The organism is Nesterenkonia sp. E16_10 (assembly GCF_017347085.1).
Taxonomy (GTDB): domain Bacteria; phylum Actinomycetota; class Actinomycetes; order Actinomycetales; family Micrococcaceae; genus Nesterenkonia.
In genome coordinates this window covers 272,287-290,466 of record NZ_JADPSA010000001.1, presented here as the reverse complement: position 1 = coordinate 290,466, position 18,180 = coordinate 272,287, and the positions used below count along the sequence as shown (strand labels likewise).

At 68.4% G+C, this 18,180-nt stretch carries 18 protein-coding genes and 1 tRNA gene; 15 read left to right on the top strand and 4 right to left on the bottom strand.

Annotation, left to right across the window (positions count from 1 at the left end):
* The first annotated feature begins 63 nt into the window (after window positions 1-63).
* From I2487_RS01380 to I2487_RS01335, 10 genes are all read left to right on the top strand, one after another.
* On the top strand, window positions 64-1,017 hold the full coding sequence (locus tag I2487_RS01380; protein WP_207172993.1) for a C40 family peptidase: 954 nt from the start codon (window positions 64-66) through the stop codon (window positions 1,015-1,017).
* Window positions 1,018-1,268: 251 nt separating this feature from the next.
* Complete coding sequence (locus tag I2487_RS01375; protein WP_036473135.1) at window positions 1,269-1,769, top strand: HNH endonuclease; 501 nt, start codon at window positions 1,269-1,271, stop codon at window positions 1,767-1,769.
* Window positions 1,753-2,490 (top strand): molybdenum cofactor guanylyltransferase, encoded by a 738-nt coding sequence (mobA, locus tag I2487_RS01370; protein WP_207169997.1) that lies wholly within the window; start codon window positions 1,753-1,755, stop codon window positions 2,488-2,490. The genes I2487_RS01375 and mobA overlap by 17 nt, the downstream gene beginning before the upstream one ends.
* A 47-nt stretch (window positions 2,491-2,537) precedes the next feature.
* A complete protein-coding gene (locus I2487_RS01365; RefSeq protein ID WP_207169996.1) occupies window positions 2,538-2,828 on the top strand; it encodes a DUF6457 domain-containing protein in 291 nt (96 codons plus the stop codon).
* Window positions 2,829-2,845: 17 nt separating this feature from the next.
* Window positions 2,846-4,090: a molybdopterin molybdotransferase MoeA gene (locus I2487_RS01360; RefSeq protein ID WP_207172992.1), complete on the top strand. Its 1,245-nt coding sequence runs from the start codon at window positions 2,846-2,848 to the stop codon at window positions 4,088-4,090.
* On the top strand, window positions 4,078-4,914 hold the full coding sequence (gene fdhD / locus I2487_RS01355; protein ID WP_207169992.1) for a formate dehydrogenase accessory sulfurtransferase FdhD: 837 nt from the start codon (window positions 4,078-4,080) through the stop codon (window positions 4,912-4,914). The genes I2487_RS01360 and fdhD overlap by 13 nt, the downstream gene beginning before the upstream one ends.
* A 215-nt stretch (window positions 4,915-5,129) precedes the next feature.
* A complete protein-coding gene (locus I2487_RS01350; RefSeq protein WP_036473143.1) occupies window positions 5,130-5,333 on the top strand; it encodes a cold-shock protein in 204 nt (67 codons plus the stop codon).
* Window positions 5,334-5,563: 230 nt separating this feature from the next.
* Window positions 5,564-6,913 (top strand): TrkH family potassium uptake protein, encoded by a 1,350-nt coding sequence (locus tag I2487_RS01345; protein ID WP_255545822.1) that lies wholly within the window; start codon window positions 5,564-5,566, stop codon window positions 6,911-6,913.
* Window positions 6,906-7,604, top strand: a complete 699-nt coding sequence (locus I2487_RS01340; protein WP_255545821.1) for a potassium channel family protein — start codon at window positions 6,906-6,908, stop codon at window positions 7,602-7,604. Before I2487_RS01345 ends, I2487_RS01340 begins: the two co-directional genes overlap by 8 nt.
* Window positions 7,605-7,646: 42 nt before the next feature.
* Window positions 7,647-8,927, top strand: coding sequence for an endo-1,4-beta-xylanase (locus I2487_RS01335; RefSeq protein WP_207169990.1), 1,281 nt, complete (start codon window positions 7,647-7,649; stop codon window positions 8,925-8,927).
* A gap of 26 nt (window positions 8,928-8,953) precedes the next feature.
* Here I2487_RS01335 and I2487_RS01330 read toward each other — a convergent pair whose 3' ends face one another.
* Window positions 8,954-10,075, bottom strand: a complete 1,122-nt coding sequence (locus I2487_RS01330; RefSeq protein WP_207169989.1) for an alkene reductase — start codon at window positions 10,073-10,075, stop codon at window positions 8,954-8,956.
* 141 nt (window positions 10,076-10,216) lie between these two features.
* Between I2487_RS01330 and I2487_RS01325 the strand changes: the two genes are divergently transcribed.
* Window positions 10,217-10,777, top strand: coding sequence for a hypothetical protein (locus I2487_RS01325; RefSeq protein WP_207169988.1), 561 nt, complete (start codon window positions 10,217-10,219; stop codon window positions 10,775-10,777).
* Window positions 10,778-10,929: 152 nt separating this feature from the next.
* Here I2487_RS01325 and I2487_RS01320 read toward each other — a convergent pair whose 3' ends face one another.
* Together I2487_RS01320 and I2487_RS01315 are read right to left on the bottom strand one after the other, a co-directional pair.
* Window positions 10,930-11,079 carry a hypothetical protein gene (locus I2487_RS01320; RefSeq protein ID WP_207169987.1) on the bottom strand — a complete coding sequence of 50 codons (150 nt, stop codon included), beginning with the start codon at window positions 11,077-11,079 and terminating at the stop codon, window positions 10,930-10,932.
* Between the two features lie 249 nt (window positions 11,080-11,328).
* Window positions 11,329-11,404, bottom strand: a tRNA-Arg gene (locus I2487_RS01315).
* A gap of 197 nt (window positions 11,405-11,601) precedes the next feature.
* On the opposite strand from I2487_RS01315, the gene I2487_RS01310 reads away from it, so the two are divergent.
* Both I2487_RS01310 and I2487_RS01305 read left to right on the top strand, forming a co-directional pair.
* Window positions 11,602-12,204, top strand: a complete 603-nt coding sequence (locus I2487_RS01310; protein ID WP_207169986.1) for a TetR/AcrR family transcriptional regulator — start codon at window positions 11,602-11,604, stop codon at window positions 12,202-12,204.
* Window positions 12,201-13,397, top strand: coding sequence for an SGNH/GDSL hydrolase family protein (locus I2487_RS01305; RefSeq protein ID WP_207169985.1), 1,197 nt, complete (start codon window positions 12,201-12,203; stop codon window positions 13,395-13,397). Before I2487_RS01310 ends, I2487_RS01305 begins: the two co-directional genes overlap by 4 nt.
* Here the strand turns inward: I2487_RS01305 and I2487_RS01300 are convergent.
* Window positions 13,353-14,081, bottom strand: coding sequence for a hypothetical protein (locus I2487_RS01300; RefSeq protein ID WP_207169984.1), 729 nt, complete (start codon window positions 14,079-14,081; stop codon window positions 13,353-13,355). The two genes, I2487_RS01305 and I2487_RS01300, sit on opposite strands and share 45 nt — an antisense overlap.
* 99 nt (window positions 14,082-14,180) lie before the next feature.
* On the opposite strand from I2487_RS01300, the gene I2487_RS01295 reads away from it, so the two are divergent.
* A complete protein-coding gene (locus I2487_RS01295; RefSeq protein ID WP_207169983.1) occupies window positions 14,181-16,919 on the top strand; it encodes an ATP-dependent helicase in 2,739 nt (912 codons plus the stop codon).
* Between the two features lie 73 nt (window positions 16,920-16,992).
* Window positions 16,993-18,171 carry an ADP-forming succinate--CoA ligase subunit beta gene (sucC, locus tag I2487_RS01290; RefSeq protein WP_207169982.1) on the top strand — a complete coding sequence of 393 codons (1,179 nt, stop codon included), beginning with the start codon at window positions 16,993-16,995 and terminating at the stop codon, window positions 18,169-18,171.
* The last annotated feature ends 9 nt before the right edge of the window (window positions 18,172-18,180 follow it).

Here is an 18,180-nt window from a genome sequence, read left to right as displayed (position 1 = left end):
GCTCACACTTCACACCAGGCGGCCCCGCAACTACAGGGAGAGGTTTCCAGAGAAGTGACAGACATGACTTTCGTCTCACGCCGTGACCGGCGCCGCCAGGCCAAGCCATCACTGGCAAAGGCCGTGGCATCCAACGCCGGCACCGTCGGACGAGGTGCGGCAGCCGCCGTCGCCGCATCCGGCCTCGTGATCTCCTCCGGAGTCGCCGCGAACGCCAGCACCGACATCGACACCCCTGAGGTCACCACCCTGGACGTGACCGCATCAGGTCTCAGCGTGGAGCGCGCCAGCACCAGCTCCTCGGTGGCCGTGAGCGCATCCACCGACGGCGAGCTTTTCTTCGACCGTCCGATGGTAACCTCCACCCCTGCACCAGTGGTGGAGTTAGAGCCCGCTCCGACACCTGATCCCGAGCCAGCACCTGAGCCTGCGCCCGCTCCGGTGGTGGAAGAGGCGCAGGAGGTCGTTCCTGCCTCCATGCCGATGCCGACCGAGCAGGAAGCGCCCGCGCCGCAGGCTGAGCCCGCTCCGCAGGAGCAGCAGTCCAGTACCGGCCAGCAGGGTGGAGACACCTGGCAGGCTCAGAGCAGCAGCGGCCAGCAGACTTCGCAGGGCAACACTCAGGTCGCCTCCAGCGCGCCTTCCCAGGAAGAGTCTCCCGCCTCCTCCAGCGGCGGCAACGGCTCGGTCGTGGGCGCAGCCTACGCCGGCCTCGGCAACCCCTACTCCTTCGGTGGCACCTCACCTTCGGGCTGGGACTGCTCCGGCTTCATCAACTGGGCCTACGGCCAGGCCGGCATCGATGTGCCTCGCAGCACCTACGCGATGATGGGCTCCATGCGCCAGGTCTCCTCGCCCTCCCCGGGCGACATCGTCATCCAGAACGGTGGCAGCCACGCCGCGATCTACGTGGGCAACGGCCAGCTGATCGGTGCGAACAACCCCCGCGTGGGCACCGTCCAGTACCCGCTGGACTCCCCGTACTGGTCCAACACGATGTTCCTCAGCGCCAACTGACGCTTCTGCCGCCTCGGCGGTGCAACACACCTCGGCCGCAGGGCGCGATCCTTCCAGGGATCGCGCCCTGCGGCTTTCGTGTCCCCGGAAGCCACGTCATCAAATGGGCATCATGCTCGGCACGGTCTATATTGAGCCTGTACAGGCAGAGCAGAACGCTGTGGAACCCTGTGAGGACCGCGACGAGACGCGCGCTGAGGCGCACTGACCGGCAGCATGACGAGCAGGGGTGAACGCACGGGAGCCCCGATATGCGAACACTGGTGCTCAACGCAGGCTACGAGCCGCTGAGCGTGGTCACCTCACGCCGCGCCGCCGTGCTGGTCATGCACGGCAAGGCCAGCGTGCTCGCCGAGGACCACGCCCCGATCACCACCCCCTCCTCGCTGGTCCCACGTCCGGCGGTCATCTTGCTGCACCACTACGTCAGAGTCTCCCGCCGGCGCCCGGCGGCACCCTCGCGAAGGAGCATCCTGCGCCGCGACGGTCGCCAGTGCACCTACTGCGCCCGGCCGGCCGCCACCGTGGACCATGTGATCCCGCGGGCCCGTGGCGGCGACTCCAGCTGGGAGAACCTGGTCGCCTGCTGCGGGACCTGCAACGCGCGCAAGGGCAGCAAGACTCTGGACGAGCTCGGCTGGACCCTGGGCATCACCCCCCAGGCGCCCCCGCATCACGTCTGGATGCCGGTGGAGCTCGACGCGCCCCGGGACGCCTGGATGCCATTTCTGAGCCATGCCTCCTCGCACTGAGCCTCGCTCCGGCGCAGATGCGGTCACCGGGACTGGAATCTCTGCGGTCCTGCTCGCCGGAGGACGCGGGAGCAGACTGGGCGGGGTGGACAAGGCCCTGCTCCGCCGCGGAGCTCAGACTCAGATCGAACGCTGGATCCACGAGCTCCAGGTTCGAGACATCGCCACCGTGGTGGTCGGTCCACCGGAGCTGGAGCCGCTGATCCCTGGCTCGGTCCCGCTGGTGCGCGAGGCCCCCCGCTTCGCCGGACCCGCCGCAGGAGTCCTCGCCGGAGCCGCAGCGCTGCAGCGCCTCATGCGATACCCCGAGCCCGCTCGCACCGCCGGGTCTGCCTCGGGTGAAGGTGCAGACGCGGTCCCCGCCGGGTGGACCCTGCTGCTGGCGGTCGACCTGACCGAGCCTGCAGCCCTGCTGGACTGGCTCCTCGGCGAGCTTGAGCAGCCCGACGTCGAGAGCCCCGACGTCGAGAAGCCCATCGCGGTGCTGCCCAGTGATGCTTCCGGGCGGCAGCAGTACCTCAGCAGCGCCGTGCCCACCGACTGGCTTTTCGGCCGGGTCGCAGGGCTCTCACCCTCCGAGCCCGAGGACCGTCCGCTCCGATGGTTGCTGCAGGGTCTGGAGGAGGCCGCGAGGCTGCGCCGACCGGTGGTCCCGCCCGGAGTCAGCGAGGATGTGGACACGCTGCATGACGCCCATCGACTCGGAATGCGCCTGCCCTGAGAGCCCGGTTATGAGACTCTGGAAGCAGCATCGATCAAGGAGTCGCCATGACGGCAGAAGCAGCGCAATCGCATGAATCCATCGAGCTCTGGATCAAGGAGCTCGCGCATCATCTCGAAGTCGATGGCATCGAGATCGACATCGACGCCGTCCTGGCCCTGGCCGGCCAGGCGGCGCACACCGTGGTCCGCCCTGCCGCGCCGGTGACCACCTACCTCATCGGCTACGTCGCCGGGCTGGCCGAGGCCACGGGGCAGGCAGACTTCCAGACCGCCTCCCGCGCCGCCTCCCGGGTCGCGGCACAGCTGCTGGAGCGCCGATCCGGAGCTGTGGGCTGAGGCAGCCCCGCACTCGAATGATCACCCTGACGCAGGCTCGGGAGCGAGCGGCCGCCGCGGATCCGTTGGGCGCAGACCGGCTGACCCTCCAGGAGGCGATAGGCGGCGTGCTGCTGGACCCGGTCCGGGCGCTGCAGGACATCCCGCATGCCTCCACCTCCGCCATGGACGGGTGGGCCCTGGCCGCAGAGCCGTTGAGCAGCTCCGCCGGTGAGCCCGAGTGGTCGCTGCGCCCCGAGCAGGCAAACAGCCCGGCCGACCGACCGGCCCCGCTGCTGCCAGGAGAGGCCACCGAGGTGGTCACCGGCTCCGTGGTCCCGACGGGAACCCATTCGGTGCTGCGCACCGAGCATGGGATCACCGAGGGGCCTCGGCTCCGAGCCCTGAGCACCAGCCCCGACACCGCCCCGCAGCGCAATGTCCGCTCCGCCGGCGCGGAATGCCGCGCCGAAGACCAGCTGGTGCCAGCCGGGGTCGTGCTCACCCCGGCGCGAGCCGCCGTGGCCGCCGTCGCCGGTCACGACCAGCTCGCCGTCATCCGCCGCCCTCGCGTGCAGCTGGTGCTCACCGGCGCGGAGGTCACCACCAGCGGGACACCGGCGCCCGGTGAGGTGCGTGACGTCTTCGGTCTGGCGCTGCCACAGATGCTCCAAGAGATGGGAGCCGCCGGGGTGGCGGCCCAGCGGCTCGGCGACGATCCCGAGACACTCGCAGCCACACTCCGGCAGATCTCCGAGGCCGGGAGCGCCGATCTGATCATCACCAGCGGCGGCACCGCGCACTCCCGTGCCGACGCGCTGCGACCGGCTCTGCACGCCCTCGGCGCCGAGCTCACCGTGGACTCGGTGGACATGCGTCCAGGTCACCCGGTGCTGCTGGCTCGGCTGCCCCGCCGCAAGGAGCCTCTGTACCTGCTCGGTCTGCCCGGGAACCCGTTGGCCGGATTCTCCGCGCTGACCGCGCTGGGAGTGCCGCTGCTGCGAGCACTGCGCGGAGTTCCCGCCGCGGAGCGCACGCCCACCCTGCGTCTCACCGCGGGAGTCCGGCTCCCCGGAGCTCGACGTGGCGTCCGGCTGCTGCCCGTGCGGCGGAGCCCCGAGGGTGTGCTGCCCGCCGGTCACAGCCGCTCGCACATGATGCGCGGTCTGGCCCAGTCGCAGGCGCTGGCGATCGTGCCCGAGGGCGGACTGGCGCCGGGCGATCCGGTGGACTGCCTCTTGGTGCCTGGACAACGAGGAGAAGACTTCGAATGGGACGACTGACCGATCGCCGACGCGTGCTCACCCTGCGTGCGGGCGGCACCCGCAGCAAGATCGACCTGATCGCGGTGGAGGAGCCGCTTGAGCTGCGCCTGGCCGGGGAGTCCTTCACCGTGACCATGCGCACCCCCGGGCATGACTTCGAGCTGGTCGCCGGGTTCCTGGTCGCCGAGGGGATCATCAGCTCCCAGGAGCACCTTCGCAGCCTGCGGTACTGCGCCGGCACCGATGAGCAGGGGAATCAGACCTATAACGTCATCGATGCCGAGCTCGATCCCGCCCTGGCTCCGACCTCGCTGCTGCGCACCCGCAATGTCCTCACCACCTCCGCCTGCGGGATCTGCGGGACCACCTCCATCGACGCGGTGGAGAAGACCCTGCCGCCACGCAGGCCCGAGATGCTGCAGCTGCGCCAGGAGACCCTGCTCGCGCTGCCCGAGCTGATGCGCGAGAAGCAGGCGCTGTTCGGCAAGACCGGGGGAGTCCATGCCGCCGGGCTCTTCGACGCCGAGGGCGCGCTGCTGTGCCTGCGAGAGGATGTCGGCCGGCACAACGCTGTGGACAAGGTGGTCGGATGGGCACTGACCCAGGGTCGGCTCCCGCTGAGCGGCACCGTGCTGCAGGTCTCCGGGCGAGCCTCCTTCGAGCTCGTGCAGAAGGCGGCCCTGGCTGGAATCGAGATGCTCAGCGCGGTGGGAGCGCCGTCCTCGTTGGCGGTGGACCTCGCCGACCGCTCCGGGCTGACCCTGGCCGGGTTCTCCCGGGGCGGGTCGATCAATCTCTACACCCATTTCCAGCGCGTGGACATGCAGGACGAGCAGCCATGACCACGGTGCGCAGGCCGATGAGGCTCCGATTCGAGGCCTGGCCAAGACTGGTAGTGACCCCAGCCGATTATTAGCGTAGGCTGACGGAGTACTACAAGGGCTTCTACACCTATGCGGTCGCCCAAGTGGTCACCGCAATCGACCGGCCAGGTTGGTGGCGGAACATGCATCGTGAGATCGATGCGTAGCAAGAGCAAGTATATTAAGGAAACATCATGGCTACAGGCACAGTTAAATGGTTCAACGCTGAAAAGGGCTACGGCTTCATCGCCCCCGAAGACGGTTCAGACGATGTCTTCGTGCACTTCAGCGCGATCACCACTTCCGGCTTCCGTTCCCTCGAGGAGAACCAGAAGGTTGAGTTCGAGACCGCCCGCGGCCCCAAGGGTCTTCAGGCTGAGAACGTCAACCCCCTCTGAGCTTCACTGAGTTCGCCGACGACGGCGCTCTAGCCGTCGAACGCTGAGCATCTCGGGTTCGATGAACAGAACCTCAAGAGACCGGCCCCCTGAAATCGCTTCTGCGAGATCGGGGGGCCGGTCTTTTTGCGTGCCCACCGGATGAGCCGCCGTCGTGGCGAGCATCACATGCCCTGAGTGCTTGCCGCCGGGTCGCCCCAGGTCTACAGTTCAGCCTTGTGAATCAACCCTTGCCCGCTGATCAGCGGGTGTTGCTTCGCCGGATCCGTCCGGTGCAGCTGATCTTCCTCGGCTTCCTGCTGGCCACCGCCGCCGGAACGGGGCTTCTGCTCCTCCCCGCCGCGACGGCGCCGGGGGAGGAGACCGACCTCATCCACGCGCTCTTCACCGCGACCTCCGCGCTCTGCGTCACCGGGCTCACCGTGGTGGACACCGGCACCCACTTCTCCACCTTCGGGCAGATCGTCATCCTGGTGCTCATCCAGCTCGGCGGCTTCGGGGTCATGACCTTCGCGACGGTCGTGGGACTGGTGGTGCTGGGACGGCTCTCGCTGCGCTCGAAGCTGCTCGCCGCCACTGAGGCCAAGAGCCTGGGCCTGGCGGACCTGCCCTCGCTCATCAGAGGGATCATCAAGATCTCGCTGATCATCGAGATCTCGCTCGCGCTCATCCTGGCCCTGCGGTTCCACCTCGGCTACGGGATGAGCCTGGGGGAGTCGGTCTGGCACGGCGTCTTCCACGCCGTCTCCGCCTTCAACAATGCCGGCTTCGCGCTCTACCCCGACTCCATGATGGGCTTCGTCACCGATCCGGTGATCGGGCTGGGGATCTGTGCCGCGATCATCCTCGGTGGTCTGGGCTTCCCGGTGATCCTTCAGCTGCGCCGCCGGTTCCGCACCCCGCGGCTGTGGTCGATGCACACCAGGATCGTGCTCTGGGCCACCGGGGTGCTGCTGATGCTGGGCACGATGATGGTCCTGGCCTTGGAATGGTCGAACCCCGCCACGCTGGGTCCGCTGTCCTGGCCGCAGAAGCTGCTGGCCAGCTTCTTCCAGTCGGTGCAGACGCGCACCGCGGGCTTCAACAGCCTGGACATCTCCTCGATGGAACCGACCACCTGGTTGGGCATGGACCTGCTGATGTTCATCGGCGGCGCACCTGCCGGGACCGCCGGAGGGATCAAGGTGACCACCTTCGCAGTGCTGTTGTTCGTGGTCTACACCGAGCTGCGCGGGGACGCCGCCGTGAACATCTTCGGCAAGCGGCTCTCACGGGCGGTGCATCGGCAGGCCATCGCCGTCGTCGTGCTGGCCGGGGGACTGATCATCCTCTCCACCGGAGCACTGATGCACCTGAGCGGACTTCCGCTGGATGTGGTGCTCTTCGAAACCGTCTCGGCGTTCTCCACCGTGGGACTGAGCACCGGGATCACCGCGGAGCTCCCGCTGGCGGGTCAGCTGCTGCTGGCGCTGCTGATGTTCATCGGCCGAATCGGCCCGATCACCTTCGCCTCGGCGCTGGCACTGCGCGAGCGCCGCACCATGTATGAACTGCCCAAGGAAAGGCCGATCATTGGTTAATTTCAAGCTCTTCGGAGGAACCGATCCCCGTGAGGTCGCTGGCCCCGACTCGGTGGCGGTGATCGGCCTGGGACGGTTTGGTCGAGCGCTGGCCCTGGAGCTGATGGCCCATGGCACCGAGGTGCTCGGGGTGGATCGCGAAGAATCCGTGGTGCAGGCGCTCAACGGGCGGCTCACCCACGTGGTCGCGGCAGATGTCACCAGCGAGGAGGCCATGCGGCAGCTCGCCGTGGACGAGTTCGACCATGTGGTGATCGCGATCTCCTCGAACCTGGAGGCCAGCATCCTGGTCACCTCGATGATGCTGCAGTTCGACATCCCCGAACTGTGGGCGAAGGCGGTCAGCGAGCCGCACCGGGCGATCTTGGAGCAGCTCGGGGTGCGCCACATCGTCTTCCCGGAACAGGACATGGGACGGAGGGTGGCGCATATGGTGCGCGGAAGCCTGCAGGACTACATCCTGATCGACGAGGACTACGCGCTGGCGAAGACCACGCCGCCGCAGGGGCTCCTGGGCCGGGAACTGGGCGCACTCGATGTGCGAAAGCGCCACGGGGTCACGATCACCGCGGTCAAGCACGCCGAGACCGGCTGGGAGCCGGCGACGGCGCAGACCGTGCTGGCCGCCGATGACATCATCCTGGTCTCCGGGTCGGCGAAGAAGACCGAAGGGTTCAGGCGCCTGCGATGAGCCGTTGTGCACCGGATCACAGGGGCGTGGCAGACTTGAGCCATGACCTCGCTGTTCACCGCCCCGGCACCTTCGCGCAGCTATGACCCCAGCCTGGTGCACCGCCGATCCCAGACCACGCTGACCCTCAGCGATGCCACCGGGGCTCCGCTGCCCGACCGGGACGTGCTGGTGCGCCAGCGTGACCACGCCTTCGGGTTCGGCTGCATCGGGTTCGAGCTGATCGACTGGATCAATGGTCGCTCCCAGGATGCCGCCGCAGACGCCGCGTTCGCCCAGCGCTGGCTGGCGCTGTTCAACAGGGCCACGCTGCCCTTCTACTGGGGCCGGTTCGAAGCGGTGCGGGGTGAGCCGAAGACCGCCGAGCTGCTCACCGCCGCGCGATGGTTCAAGGATCGCGGCATCGGCGTCAAGGGCCACCCGCTGCTCTGGCACACGCTGAGCGCGCCGTGGCTGATGGAGCTGGAGGTCGAGCAGATCGACCAGGCGCTGCGCGATCGGATCCGCCGCGAGGTCCGGGACTTCGCCGGGGTGATCGACACCTGGGACGCGATCAACGAGGTCGTCATCATGCCGGTGTTCCCCGCGGAGCCCAACGGGGTCACCACCCTGGCCCGCCAGAAGGGACGGGTCGCGATGATGCGGCTGGCCTTCGAGGAGGCGCGTGCGGCGAACCCGAACATCACGCTGCTGCTCAATGACTTCGACATGTCCACCGCCTACGAATGCCTCATCGAGGCGGCCCTGGAGGCAGGGATCCAGATCGACCGGCTCGGTCTGCAGTCTCATATGCACCAGGGCGCCTGGGGTGAGGAGAAGACGCTGCAGGTGCTGGAGCGCTTCTCCCGCTTCAACATCCCGATCCACTTCACCGAGACCACGATCCTCTCCGGTGCCCCCGTGCCCGCGGACATCACGGACCTCAACGACTGGCAGGTCTCGCCCGAACAGTGGCCCTCCACCGAGGAGGGCGAGGCGCGCCAGGCCGAAGAGGTCGAGGCCCACTACCGCCGACTGCTGGGGCATCCCTCGGTGGAGTCACTGACCTACTGGGGTCTGCCGGATCAGGGGATGTGGCTCAACGCGCCCGGTGGCCTGCTCCGGCGGGACGGCAGCCCCAAGCCCGCCTATGACCGGCTGCACCAGCTGATCAAGGGCGAGTGGTGGATGCCCGAGACCCCGCTGCGCACCGACGAGGCAGGGCGCCTGCACTTCGAAGGGTTCCTCGGCGACTACGAGGTCGAACTCGACGGCGCCATCGCCCCGCTGACGATCCATGCGCCGGGCGCGGCACACCTGGGTCTGCGCCTGCCGCTGGCCTGAACCGCCTGAGCCCGGGTCTGCGGGGATCAGTTCCGCAGGGTCGCGTCCTGCAGCGCCGGGTAATCGGTGTAGCCGCGCTCGCCGCCCACGTAGAACGTGCTGGGATCGGGCTGGTTCTCCTGAAGTCCCAGCTCCCAGCGACGGGCCAGATCCGGGTTGGCGATGACCGAGCGGCCCACGCCCACGGCCTCGGCGAGATCCTGCTCCACCAGCCGGATGGCCTCCTCCCGCGTGGTCTGCACCCCGAAGCCGGAGTTGGCGATCAGCGGGGCGCCGGAGACCCTGCGGATCAGCTGCACGATCTCGCTCGCGGGGTCGGCATTGAGCACATCGATGTGGCTGAGCCCCAAGGGGGCGAAGCCCTCCGCCATCGAGCGGTAGGTGGCCAGCGCGTCGTCGTGGTCCTGCTCCAGGGCGCCCTGGATGTTGTGCTGCGGGGAGAGTCGGATGCCGGTGCGGTCTGCGCCGATCGCCTCGGAGACCGAGGCCGCGACCTCCACCGAGAGCCGGGCGCGGTTCTCCGGGGAGCCGCCGTAGCCGTCGGTGCGGGTGTTGGACCCCGGGGCGGTGAACTCGTGGAGCAGGTAGCCGTTGGCGCCGTGGAGCTGGACCCCGTCGAAGCCCGCCTCGATCGCGTTGCGCGAGGCCTGGGTGAAGTCGGCGATGGTCTGGGTGACCTCCTCGGCGCTCAGCGCATGCGGCACCGGGTGCGGCGCCTTGCCCTCAGGTGTGCGGATCTCGCCGGGGGCGGCAAGCGCACTGGGTGCGACGACGCGGCCGGTGCCGGAGATCAGCTCATGGCCGATGCGGCCGCCATGCATGATCTGGGCGATGATCTTGCCTCCGGCGGCGTGCACCGACTCGGTGACCCTGCGCCAGCCGGCGACCTGCTCGGCGGTCTGCAGCCCGGGCTGCCCGATCCAGGTGCGGCCCTCGATCACCGGGAAGGTGCCCTCGGTGACGATCAGGCCGAGCGAGGCGCGCTGGGTGTAGTACTCGACCATCATCTGGTTCGGCACCCCGTCCTCGCCGGCCCGGATGCGGGTCAGCGGAGCCATCACGAGCCGGTTGCGCAGCTCGATGGCGCCGAGCGAGAGCGGAGAGAAGAGCTGGTCCTGCACCGGGCTGGCCTGGGCGGAAGAAGTCATGGAGCGGGTCCTTGTCTGCGAGGTTCTCGGCGCGGCCCGTTCCGGGGCCACCCGATCTGTTCTGCACAGAGCAACCGCGCAGCGAGGGCTTCGATTCCTGATCCGGGGCAAAGTCACACCCGGCGGCGATATCGTGGCCTCATGGCGCGCTCACCCGGTCTCTCATCCCCGGCTGGCTTGTCCATCCCGCCGCTGCAGACCGTGACCCGGCTGCAGGCGGCGCTGAGCGAGGCCGGGATCGAAAGTGTGATCGGCGGATCCGGGCTCCTGGCCAGCCTCGGACTCATCGACACGGTCCAGGACTGGGACCTGGTGATCGATGTGGATGCAGATGCGGATACGGATGCGGATACGGATGCGGATGCAAGCGCGGATGCGGACACGGAGGACGGGCGCCGGGTCGACCCGGTGCCGGCCGTGGAACAGGTGCTGGACGCGTTGGGCCTGCCGCACCAGCCGCGGGAGCGGTCCGGGATCTTCCACACGACCGCCGCGATCCAGGCCGAGGCCGGGGATCACAGCATCGACGTGCTGATCGGCTTCGCCCTTCAGTCGAGCGGTCGGGTCGTGAGGATTCCGGCCAGACCGGGCCATGCGTGGAGGGGCCTGAGGATGGCCCGCCCGGAGGATTGGCTCCTGGCCTACCGGCTGATGGGACGAGCCGAGCGGGCCGAGCCGCTCCGGCGCCATCTCGGCCTCTGATCTGGGGCGCCCCGGGGGAGCCGACCCTGTGACTCGTGCTGCGAGGAAGTCTGCATCTCTCGTGCCCTCAGACATGCGAGAGGGCCGGTCCTCGGGGCCGGCCCTCTCGTGAGATCCGCAGCAGCACATCTCTGTCCACGCTGTTGCTGGATTCAGCCTCGGGTGGTGTAGTCCGTGTGTTCTTCTCCCAAGCACTGCTGGTAGTTCTTGACCAGACGCAGTTCGCCTTCAAGCCTCTGGATCGACTCTTCCAGCGACCGAAGCTTGTGCAGGACCTCATCCTGGAAATTGCTCTCGGACATGTCGCTCTCCTCTAGGTAGCCCCGGTCCTGAGCGGGCCGGCTAGGTCCACTGTAGATGTGTTCTGCGACACTGCACCCGGTCCGAGGTCTCCGGATGGGATCCGCGCCACCGGTGAGGAACCCCGGGAGGGTGAATCCATGACCGGCAGGCTGCGCCGTCGTCGTTCCCGTCCAGGGTGGAGCAGGCCACCTGGGGAACAGGTGAGAGGCGGTCAACCCTGTGGCCCGATGCGCTGACCAGTGTTTCTCTGGTCCCCCCGGCAGGATTCGAACCTGCGACACCCGCTTTAGGAGAGCGGTGCTCTATCCCCTGAGCTACGGAGGGCTGCGCGGTGAGGATCACCGCGGATGCCGTGGGTCCAGCGCGGCACCGCACCATCCTACCTGGGTCACAGTTCTCCGAAGCTACCCGGGCAGGCGAGGTTCCAGTCCGTGCGGAGATTCACATCCTGTTATGCATAGGGAGTATCCTAATCCCAATAGTTTCAATGGTGTCAGGTTGCTGAACCTGGAGGGAGATCTATGGCGCGGGCAGGACTCACCCGAGAACGCCTCGCGCGCACCGGGGCTGAGCTGGCCGACGAGATCGGATTCGCCCGGGTCACCCTCGCCGAGGTTGCGCGGCGCTGCGGCGTGCAGACGCCGAGCCTGTATTCACATGTGCGCAGCACCGCGGAGCTGCGGCGCTGTGTGAGCGTGCTTGCGCTGGCCGAGATGGCAGACCGGGCAGGCGACGCGATAGCCGGCCGGTCGCGGCGCGACGCGCTGGAAGGACTCGCGAACGCCTACCGGGACTACGCGCGCCAGCATCCTGGCCGGTTCGAGGCTTCATCGACGCCTCTGGACGCCCAGACGGCAACGGCCAGCGCAGGGCCCCGGCACGCACGGTTCAGCGAGGCAGTTCTGCGCGGTTATGGGTTGGATGCTGCTGAGCAGGTGCATGCCGTGCGAATGCTGGGCAGCACCCTGCGCGGGTTCATCACTCTGGAGCTCAACGGCAGCTTCGACCACAGTTCCCCCTTGGCGGCGGAGAGCTGGCCCCGGATCGTCGACGCGCTCGATGCCGTCCTGACCAGCTGGCCCACCGCCTCCCCGCCCTCCCAAGCAGATAAAGGATCCCCATGACCCTGCCAGCCCTCACCGCAGTGCCGCTGACCCGGTCGCTCTTCCATGGTGCCGTCGAACTCGAGGACACCGGTCGCGCCTTCCTGGCTCACCGGCTGCCCGCGTGGGCCCGCGCGCGGAACACCGATGCGCAGATGACGATGGTGGAGGCCCAGTCGTCTGGCGTTCGCATGGTCCTGCGCACCCCCGCGACCACGATCGAGCTGGACACTCGGCGCTCGCGGACGCTCTATGCCGGTGTTCCTGCTCGCCCTGACGGCGTGGTCGAACTAGTCCTGAATGGCGAGGTGATCGGGCATTCAACGATGACGGGCGGGACCACGATGGTGGTGGACATGACCAACGGGGCCACCGAGAGTCAGGTCGGCGAGCCCCACACCGCCAGCTTCGCGGGGCTCGCGCCCGGAATGAAGACGCTCGAACTCTGGCTGCCGCACCAAGAGGCCACGGAGGTCCTCGCGCTGCGCGCCGACGCGCCGGTCGAGCCGGTCCAGGCCGCGCGTTCGCGCTGGGTGCACCACGGCAGCTCGATCAGCCAGGGCTCCAACGCCGCCCGCCCCACCGGGACATGGCCGGCGGTGGCAGCGCATGCGGCACAGCTGGATCTGCTCAACCTGGGCTTCGGGGGCAGCGCGCTGCTCGATCCCTTCGTGGCGCGCACCATCCGAGACCTCCCGGCGGACGTCATCAGTCTCAAGCTGGGAATCAACCTGGTCAATCGGGACCTGATGCGGCTGCGCGCCCTGGGCCCCTCGGTCCATGGCTTCCTGGACACCATCCGAGAAGGCCACCCGGACACCCCGCTGCTGCTCATCTCCCCGATCCACTGCGGCATCCACGAGGACACCCCGGGACCGGGCGCCTTCGACCTCGAAGCGATCGCGCAGGGCACCATGAGATTCACCGCGACGGGTGACCCCGCTGAGAGTGCGGCGGGCAAGCTCACCCTGAACGTGATTCGAGCAGAACTCGTCCGCGTGGTGCAGCAGCGCAGCTCCTCGGACCCGAATCTGCACTATCTCGATGGCCGCGTCCTCTACTCCGAGAAGGACAGCGCCCAGCACCCGCTTCCCGACAACCTGCATCCCGATGCGACGACGCACCGGTTCATCGGGGAGAGGTTCGCCGCTGCGGCGGCCGGCCTCGGTCTAGGGCCGTTCCACGACCCGGCGGATCAGGCTCATCACCACTGAGCCGATCACCACGGCCCCGAGAATGATCAGCAGCGCCCAGCTGGCCATGGTGAAGCCCGAGGCGACCGCCACGAGGCCCTCGTCCAGCGGCTGCATGGTGAGGACCCGGTCGATCAGGAAGTTCTCTGTGATGTCCGCCGCCGCGAAGAGCACCGCCCCGGCGAGCACGAACCAGCGGAAGACTCCGCGGCGCATGACCAGCCCGACCACGGCCCAGCTGCAGAGCAGGAAGGACAGTGGGAACAGGATGCCTGCGGTGCGGTGCAAGAAGCTCAGCTGCCCGGTCCCGTCGGAGTCCATGACGCTGCGCAGCCGCTCGATGTCTTCCACCGAGTAGCCGAAGGGTCGGCTGTCCGGCATCGAGAAGCCGCCGGCGAAATAGTTCATCTGCGGCAGCGCATAGAGGTGCAGATAGACGAAGAGGAAGACCGTCAGCCCCAGGAGCGCGTAGAGCAGCAGGTGTGGGTTGGAGTCGGTGCCCTCACCGGCGCGCCGGCTGGCTGCGCTGAGATACCCGTCCTGGACGTCGTCGCGCCGCTTCGGCGTCACGGAGAGGTCTCGACCCTCGCGGCGCGCCTGACGAAATGCCCGAAGCCCGCCCGGAGCTCCAGGAGCCCCTGAGGATTCCTGCTCCGTGACCTCGCGTGCAGGGTTGCCCCGCACCTTCTTGCGCCGCTTGGACATGACCCTCCTGGATAGATCCGCTTCGCCTCCAGTCTGGCAGAGGTTCGCCCGCCCACGCGCCGAGTCGGTGTCAGCTCCGACGCTTAGACTGGGGCCACCATGGATTTCCTCTTCACCCCGCCGAAAGCCACCCCCGCCGATCGTCCGCGCCGACCTGCCGGGTCCAGCGATGCAGCCAGCTCCGCCGCCCAGGACGACGGCGGCCCCGCTGTGCTGCAGCAGGACCAGGCGCCTGCCGCACCGGCCCCCGCCGACGCCGTCGCCGAGCTGAACCCGGAACAGCAGGCGGCCGTGCTGCACTCGGGCTCCCCGCTGCTGATCGTCGCCGGAGCCGGCTCCGGCAAGACCCGGGTGCTGACCCGTCGGGTGGTCCACCTGCTGCGCAGCGGGTCCGCCCGCCCGCACGAGATCCTGGCGATCACCTTCACCAACAAGGCCGCCCGAGAGATGAAGGACCGCATCGCGGAGATGATCGGGCCGCCCGCTGAGCGCATGTGGATCTCCACCTTCCACTCCTCCTGTGTGCGGATCCTGCGCGCGGAGGCCGCCCATCTGGGGCGCCGCACCACATTCACCATCTATGACAGCGCCGATTCGCTGCGGCTGATCACCACCATCGCGAAGTCCCACGACCTGGACCCGAAGCGGTTCGCCCCACGGGCGCTGAAGAACAAGATCTCCGCGCTGAAGAACGAACTCATCGACGCCGATCAGTTCCAGTCCACCGCGGCCCACGAGCCGTTCTCCGAGGCGGTCGCCACCGTCTACCGGGAGTACAGCGAACGGCTTCGCGCGGCCAACGCCTACGACTTCGATGACCTGCTCGCCGAGACCGTCTACATGTTCGACGCCTTCCCGCGGATCCTGGACAGCTACCGCCGGCGATTCCGCCACGTGCTGGTCGATGAGTACCAGGACACCAACCACGCCCAGTACCGACTGGTCCGCCAGCTCACCGGCCCCACCAGCCCTGCCGGCCCCGCCGAGACCACCGCCGACGCCATGGCCCAGGTCCCCACGCCCGGCGCGGAGCTGACCGTGGTGGGCGACTCGGACCAGTCCATCTACGCCTTCCGCGGCGCCGACATCCGCAACATCGTGGAGTTCGCGCGCGACTACCCCGACGCCACCACGATCAAGCTGGAGCAGAACTACCGCTCCACGCAGACCATCCTCAACGCCGCGAACGCGGTGATCTCACAGAACCCGAACCGGACCGAGAAGAAGCTCTGGACCGCGCTCGGCGAGGGCTCTCCGGTGGTGCTGCACGTGGCCCCCTCGGAGAACGACGAGGCCGAATGGATCGCGCGCACCATCGACTCGCTCGGTGACGAGCACGGGATCCGGCCCTCCGACGTCGCGGTGTTCTACCGGACCAACGCGCAGTCGCGCTCGCTGGAGGAGCGGCTGATCAACCGGGGCATCCCGTACCGGGTCATCGGCGGCACCCGGTTCTACGACCGCAAAGAGATCAAGGACGCGCTGGCGTACCTGCGGGTGGTCAACAACCCCGACGACGACGTCAACCTGCGCCGGATCCTCAACGAGCCCAAACGCGGGATCGGGGAGCGCGCCGAGGGGGCCGTGGCCACGCTGGCCACCCGGGACCGCACCACCTTCCTGGAGGCGCTGCGCCGAGCCGAGGATGCCCCCGGGATCGCGACCCGCTCGCTGAAGGCGATCGCCTCCTTCGTGCGGATGATCGATGACCTGATCCAGCTCAACCAGGACGGCCGGCCCTCGGTGGTACTCGAAGCCGTGCTGGAACAGTCCGGCATGCTCGAAGCGCTGCGCCAGTCCAAGGACCTCCAGGACGAGTCCCGGGCGGACAACCTCGGTGAGCTGGTGGCAGTGGTCAAGGAGTACGAGACCGAGGCCGCCGCGGCAGACTCGGCCAGAGACACCGCCGGGGACACCGCCGGGGGAGTCGTGCAGGGTGATGACTTCCTCGAGGCCGAGGCCGAGGCCGAGGCCGGGGCCGTGACCAGGGAGCAGGGCGAGGCAGGTCTCGCCGGGACCGAGCTGCAGGAGGGCCCCGGCGCGCTGGCGAACTTCCTGGAGCAGGTCTCCCTGGTCGCCGACGCCGACGCGATCCCCTCGGCCGGTGACGAGGAGTCCCAGCGGCTGGCCGTGGAGCAGGGACAGGTCACCCTGATGACCCTGCACACCGCCAAGGGCCTGGAGTTCCCGGTGGTCTTCCTCACCGGCATGGAGCACGGCATCTTCCCGCACTCGCGGTCGATGTCGGATCCCGAGGAGCTCGCCGAGGAGCGCCGGCTGGCCTACGTGGGCCTGACCCGCGCCCGGCAGCGGCTCTACCTCTCCCGGGCCGAGTCCCGGCACCTGTGGGGCCAGCACCAGTTCAACCCGCCCAGCCAGTTCCTCGGTGAGATCCCCGAGGAGCTCATCGAGGTCAGCGCCGGGTCCTCCACCTCCTCGCGCGGCCCCCGATTCGGCTCCCCAGGCTTCGGCTCCGCCGGCTTCGGCGGCTCGATCCAGGGCGGCGCCGGCAGCCTCAGCGGCGGCTGGGGCTCGGGATCGAACTCCTACGGCTCCGGAGCACCGCGCTCCGGCGCGACCATCTACGGCGCGGCCGACAGCGCGAAGACCTCCTCCTCGCTGCCCGGAGCCACCCGTGGCGCGGCGCCGAGCCAGGTGGATCCGGATCGTGAGATCCCCAGCCTGAGCCCCGGAGACCGGGTCAGCCACAAGCGCTTCGGGGTCGGTGAGGTGCTCGCGGTCGAGGGAACCGGTGCCAAGACCGTGGCCAAGGTGAGCTTCGCCGGGTCCGAGAAGCGACTTCTCCTGCGATATGCTCCACTGGAGAAGGTCAGCTGAGCGCTGCGCGTGAACCGCGCCGCGCCGTCGGCCTTCACATGTAGAGATGACTTCGACGTAGAAGGACACACACGTGGACCTGTATGAGTACCAGGCGCGCGATCTCTTCGAGGCACACGGTGTTCCCGTGCTGGCCGGAATCGTGGCGCAGACCCCGGAAGAAGCGAAGGCGGCCGCCGAGAAGATCGGTGGCGTCGTCGTCGTCAAGGCTCAGGTAAAGGTCGGAGGCCGCGGCAAAGCCGGCGGCGTCAAACTTGCCAAGAGCGCCGATGAAGCGCAGCAGCATGCTGAAGCCATTCTGGGCATGGACATCAAGGGGCACACCGTGCACCGCGTGATGATCGCCCAGGGTGCAGACATTGCAGATGAGTACTACTTCTCGATCCTGCTGGACCGCGCCAACCGCGACTACCTCGTCATGTGCTCCAAGGAGGGCGGCGTGGAGATCGAGCAGCTCGCCGTCGAGCGCCCCGAGGCGCTGGCCCGGGTGAGCGTCGATCCCAACACCGGCATCGATGCGGCCAAGGCCAAGGAGATCGCCGAGCAGGCCGGATTCCCTGAAGAACAGCACGAGCAGCTGAGCCACGCGTTCATCCAGCTGTGGGACGTCTTCTCCAAGGAGGACGCCACCCTGGTCGAGGTGAACCCGCTGGTGAAGACCGGCGACGGGCAGATCATCGCGCTCGACGGCAAGGTCACCATCGACGAGAACGCCGAGTTCCGTCAGCCGGCGCACGCGGAGCTCGTCGACGAGCAGACCGAGGACCCGCTGGAGGCCAAGGCCAAGGCCAACGACCTGAACTACGTCAAGCTCGACGGTCAGGTCGGTATCATCGGCAACGGCGCCGGTCTGGTCATGTCCACCCTGGACGTGGTGGCCTACGCAGGCGAGGCCCACGGCGGCGTGAAGCCCGCGAACTTCCTCGACATCGGCGGCGGCGCCTCGGCCGAGGTCATGGCCAACGGTCTGGACGTCATCCTCGGTGACGAGCAGGTCGAGTCCGTGTTCGTCAACGTCTTCGGCGGCATCACCTCCTGCGACGCTGTGGCCAACGGCATCGTGAAGGCCCTGGAGATCCTCGGGGACTCCGCCACCAAGCCGCTCGTGGTCCGCCTCGACGGCAACAACGTGGAGGAGGGGCGCCGCATTCTCGAAGCGGCGAACCACCCGCTGGTCACCACCGCTGACACCATGGACGCCGGCGCCGACAAGGCCGCCGAACTTGCGCACTCCGCGCGGACTGACAAGTAAGGACCTGCT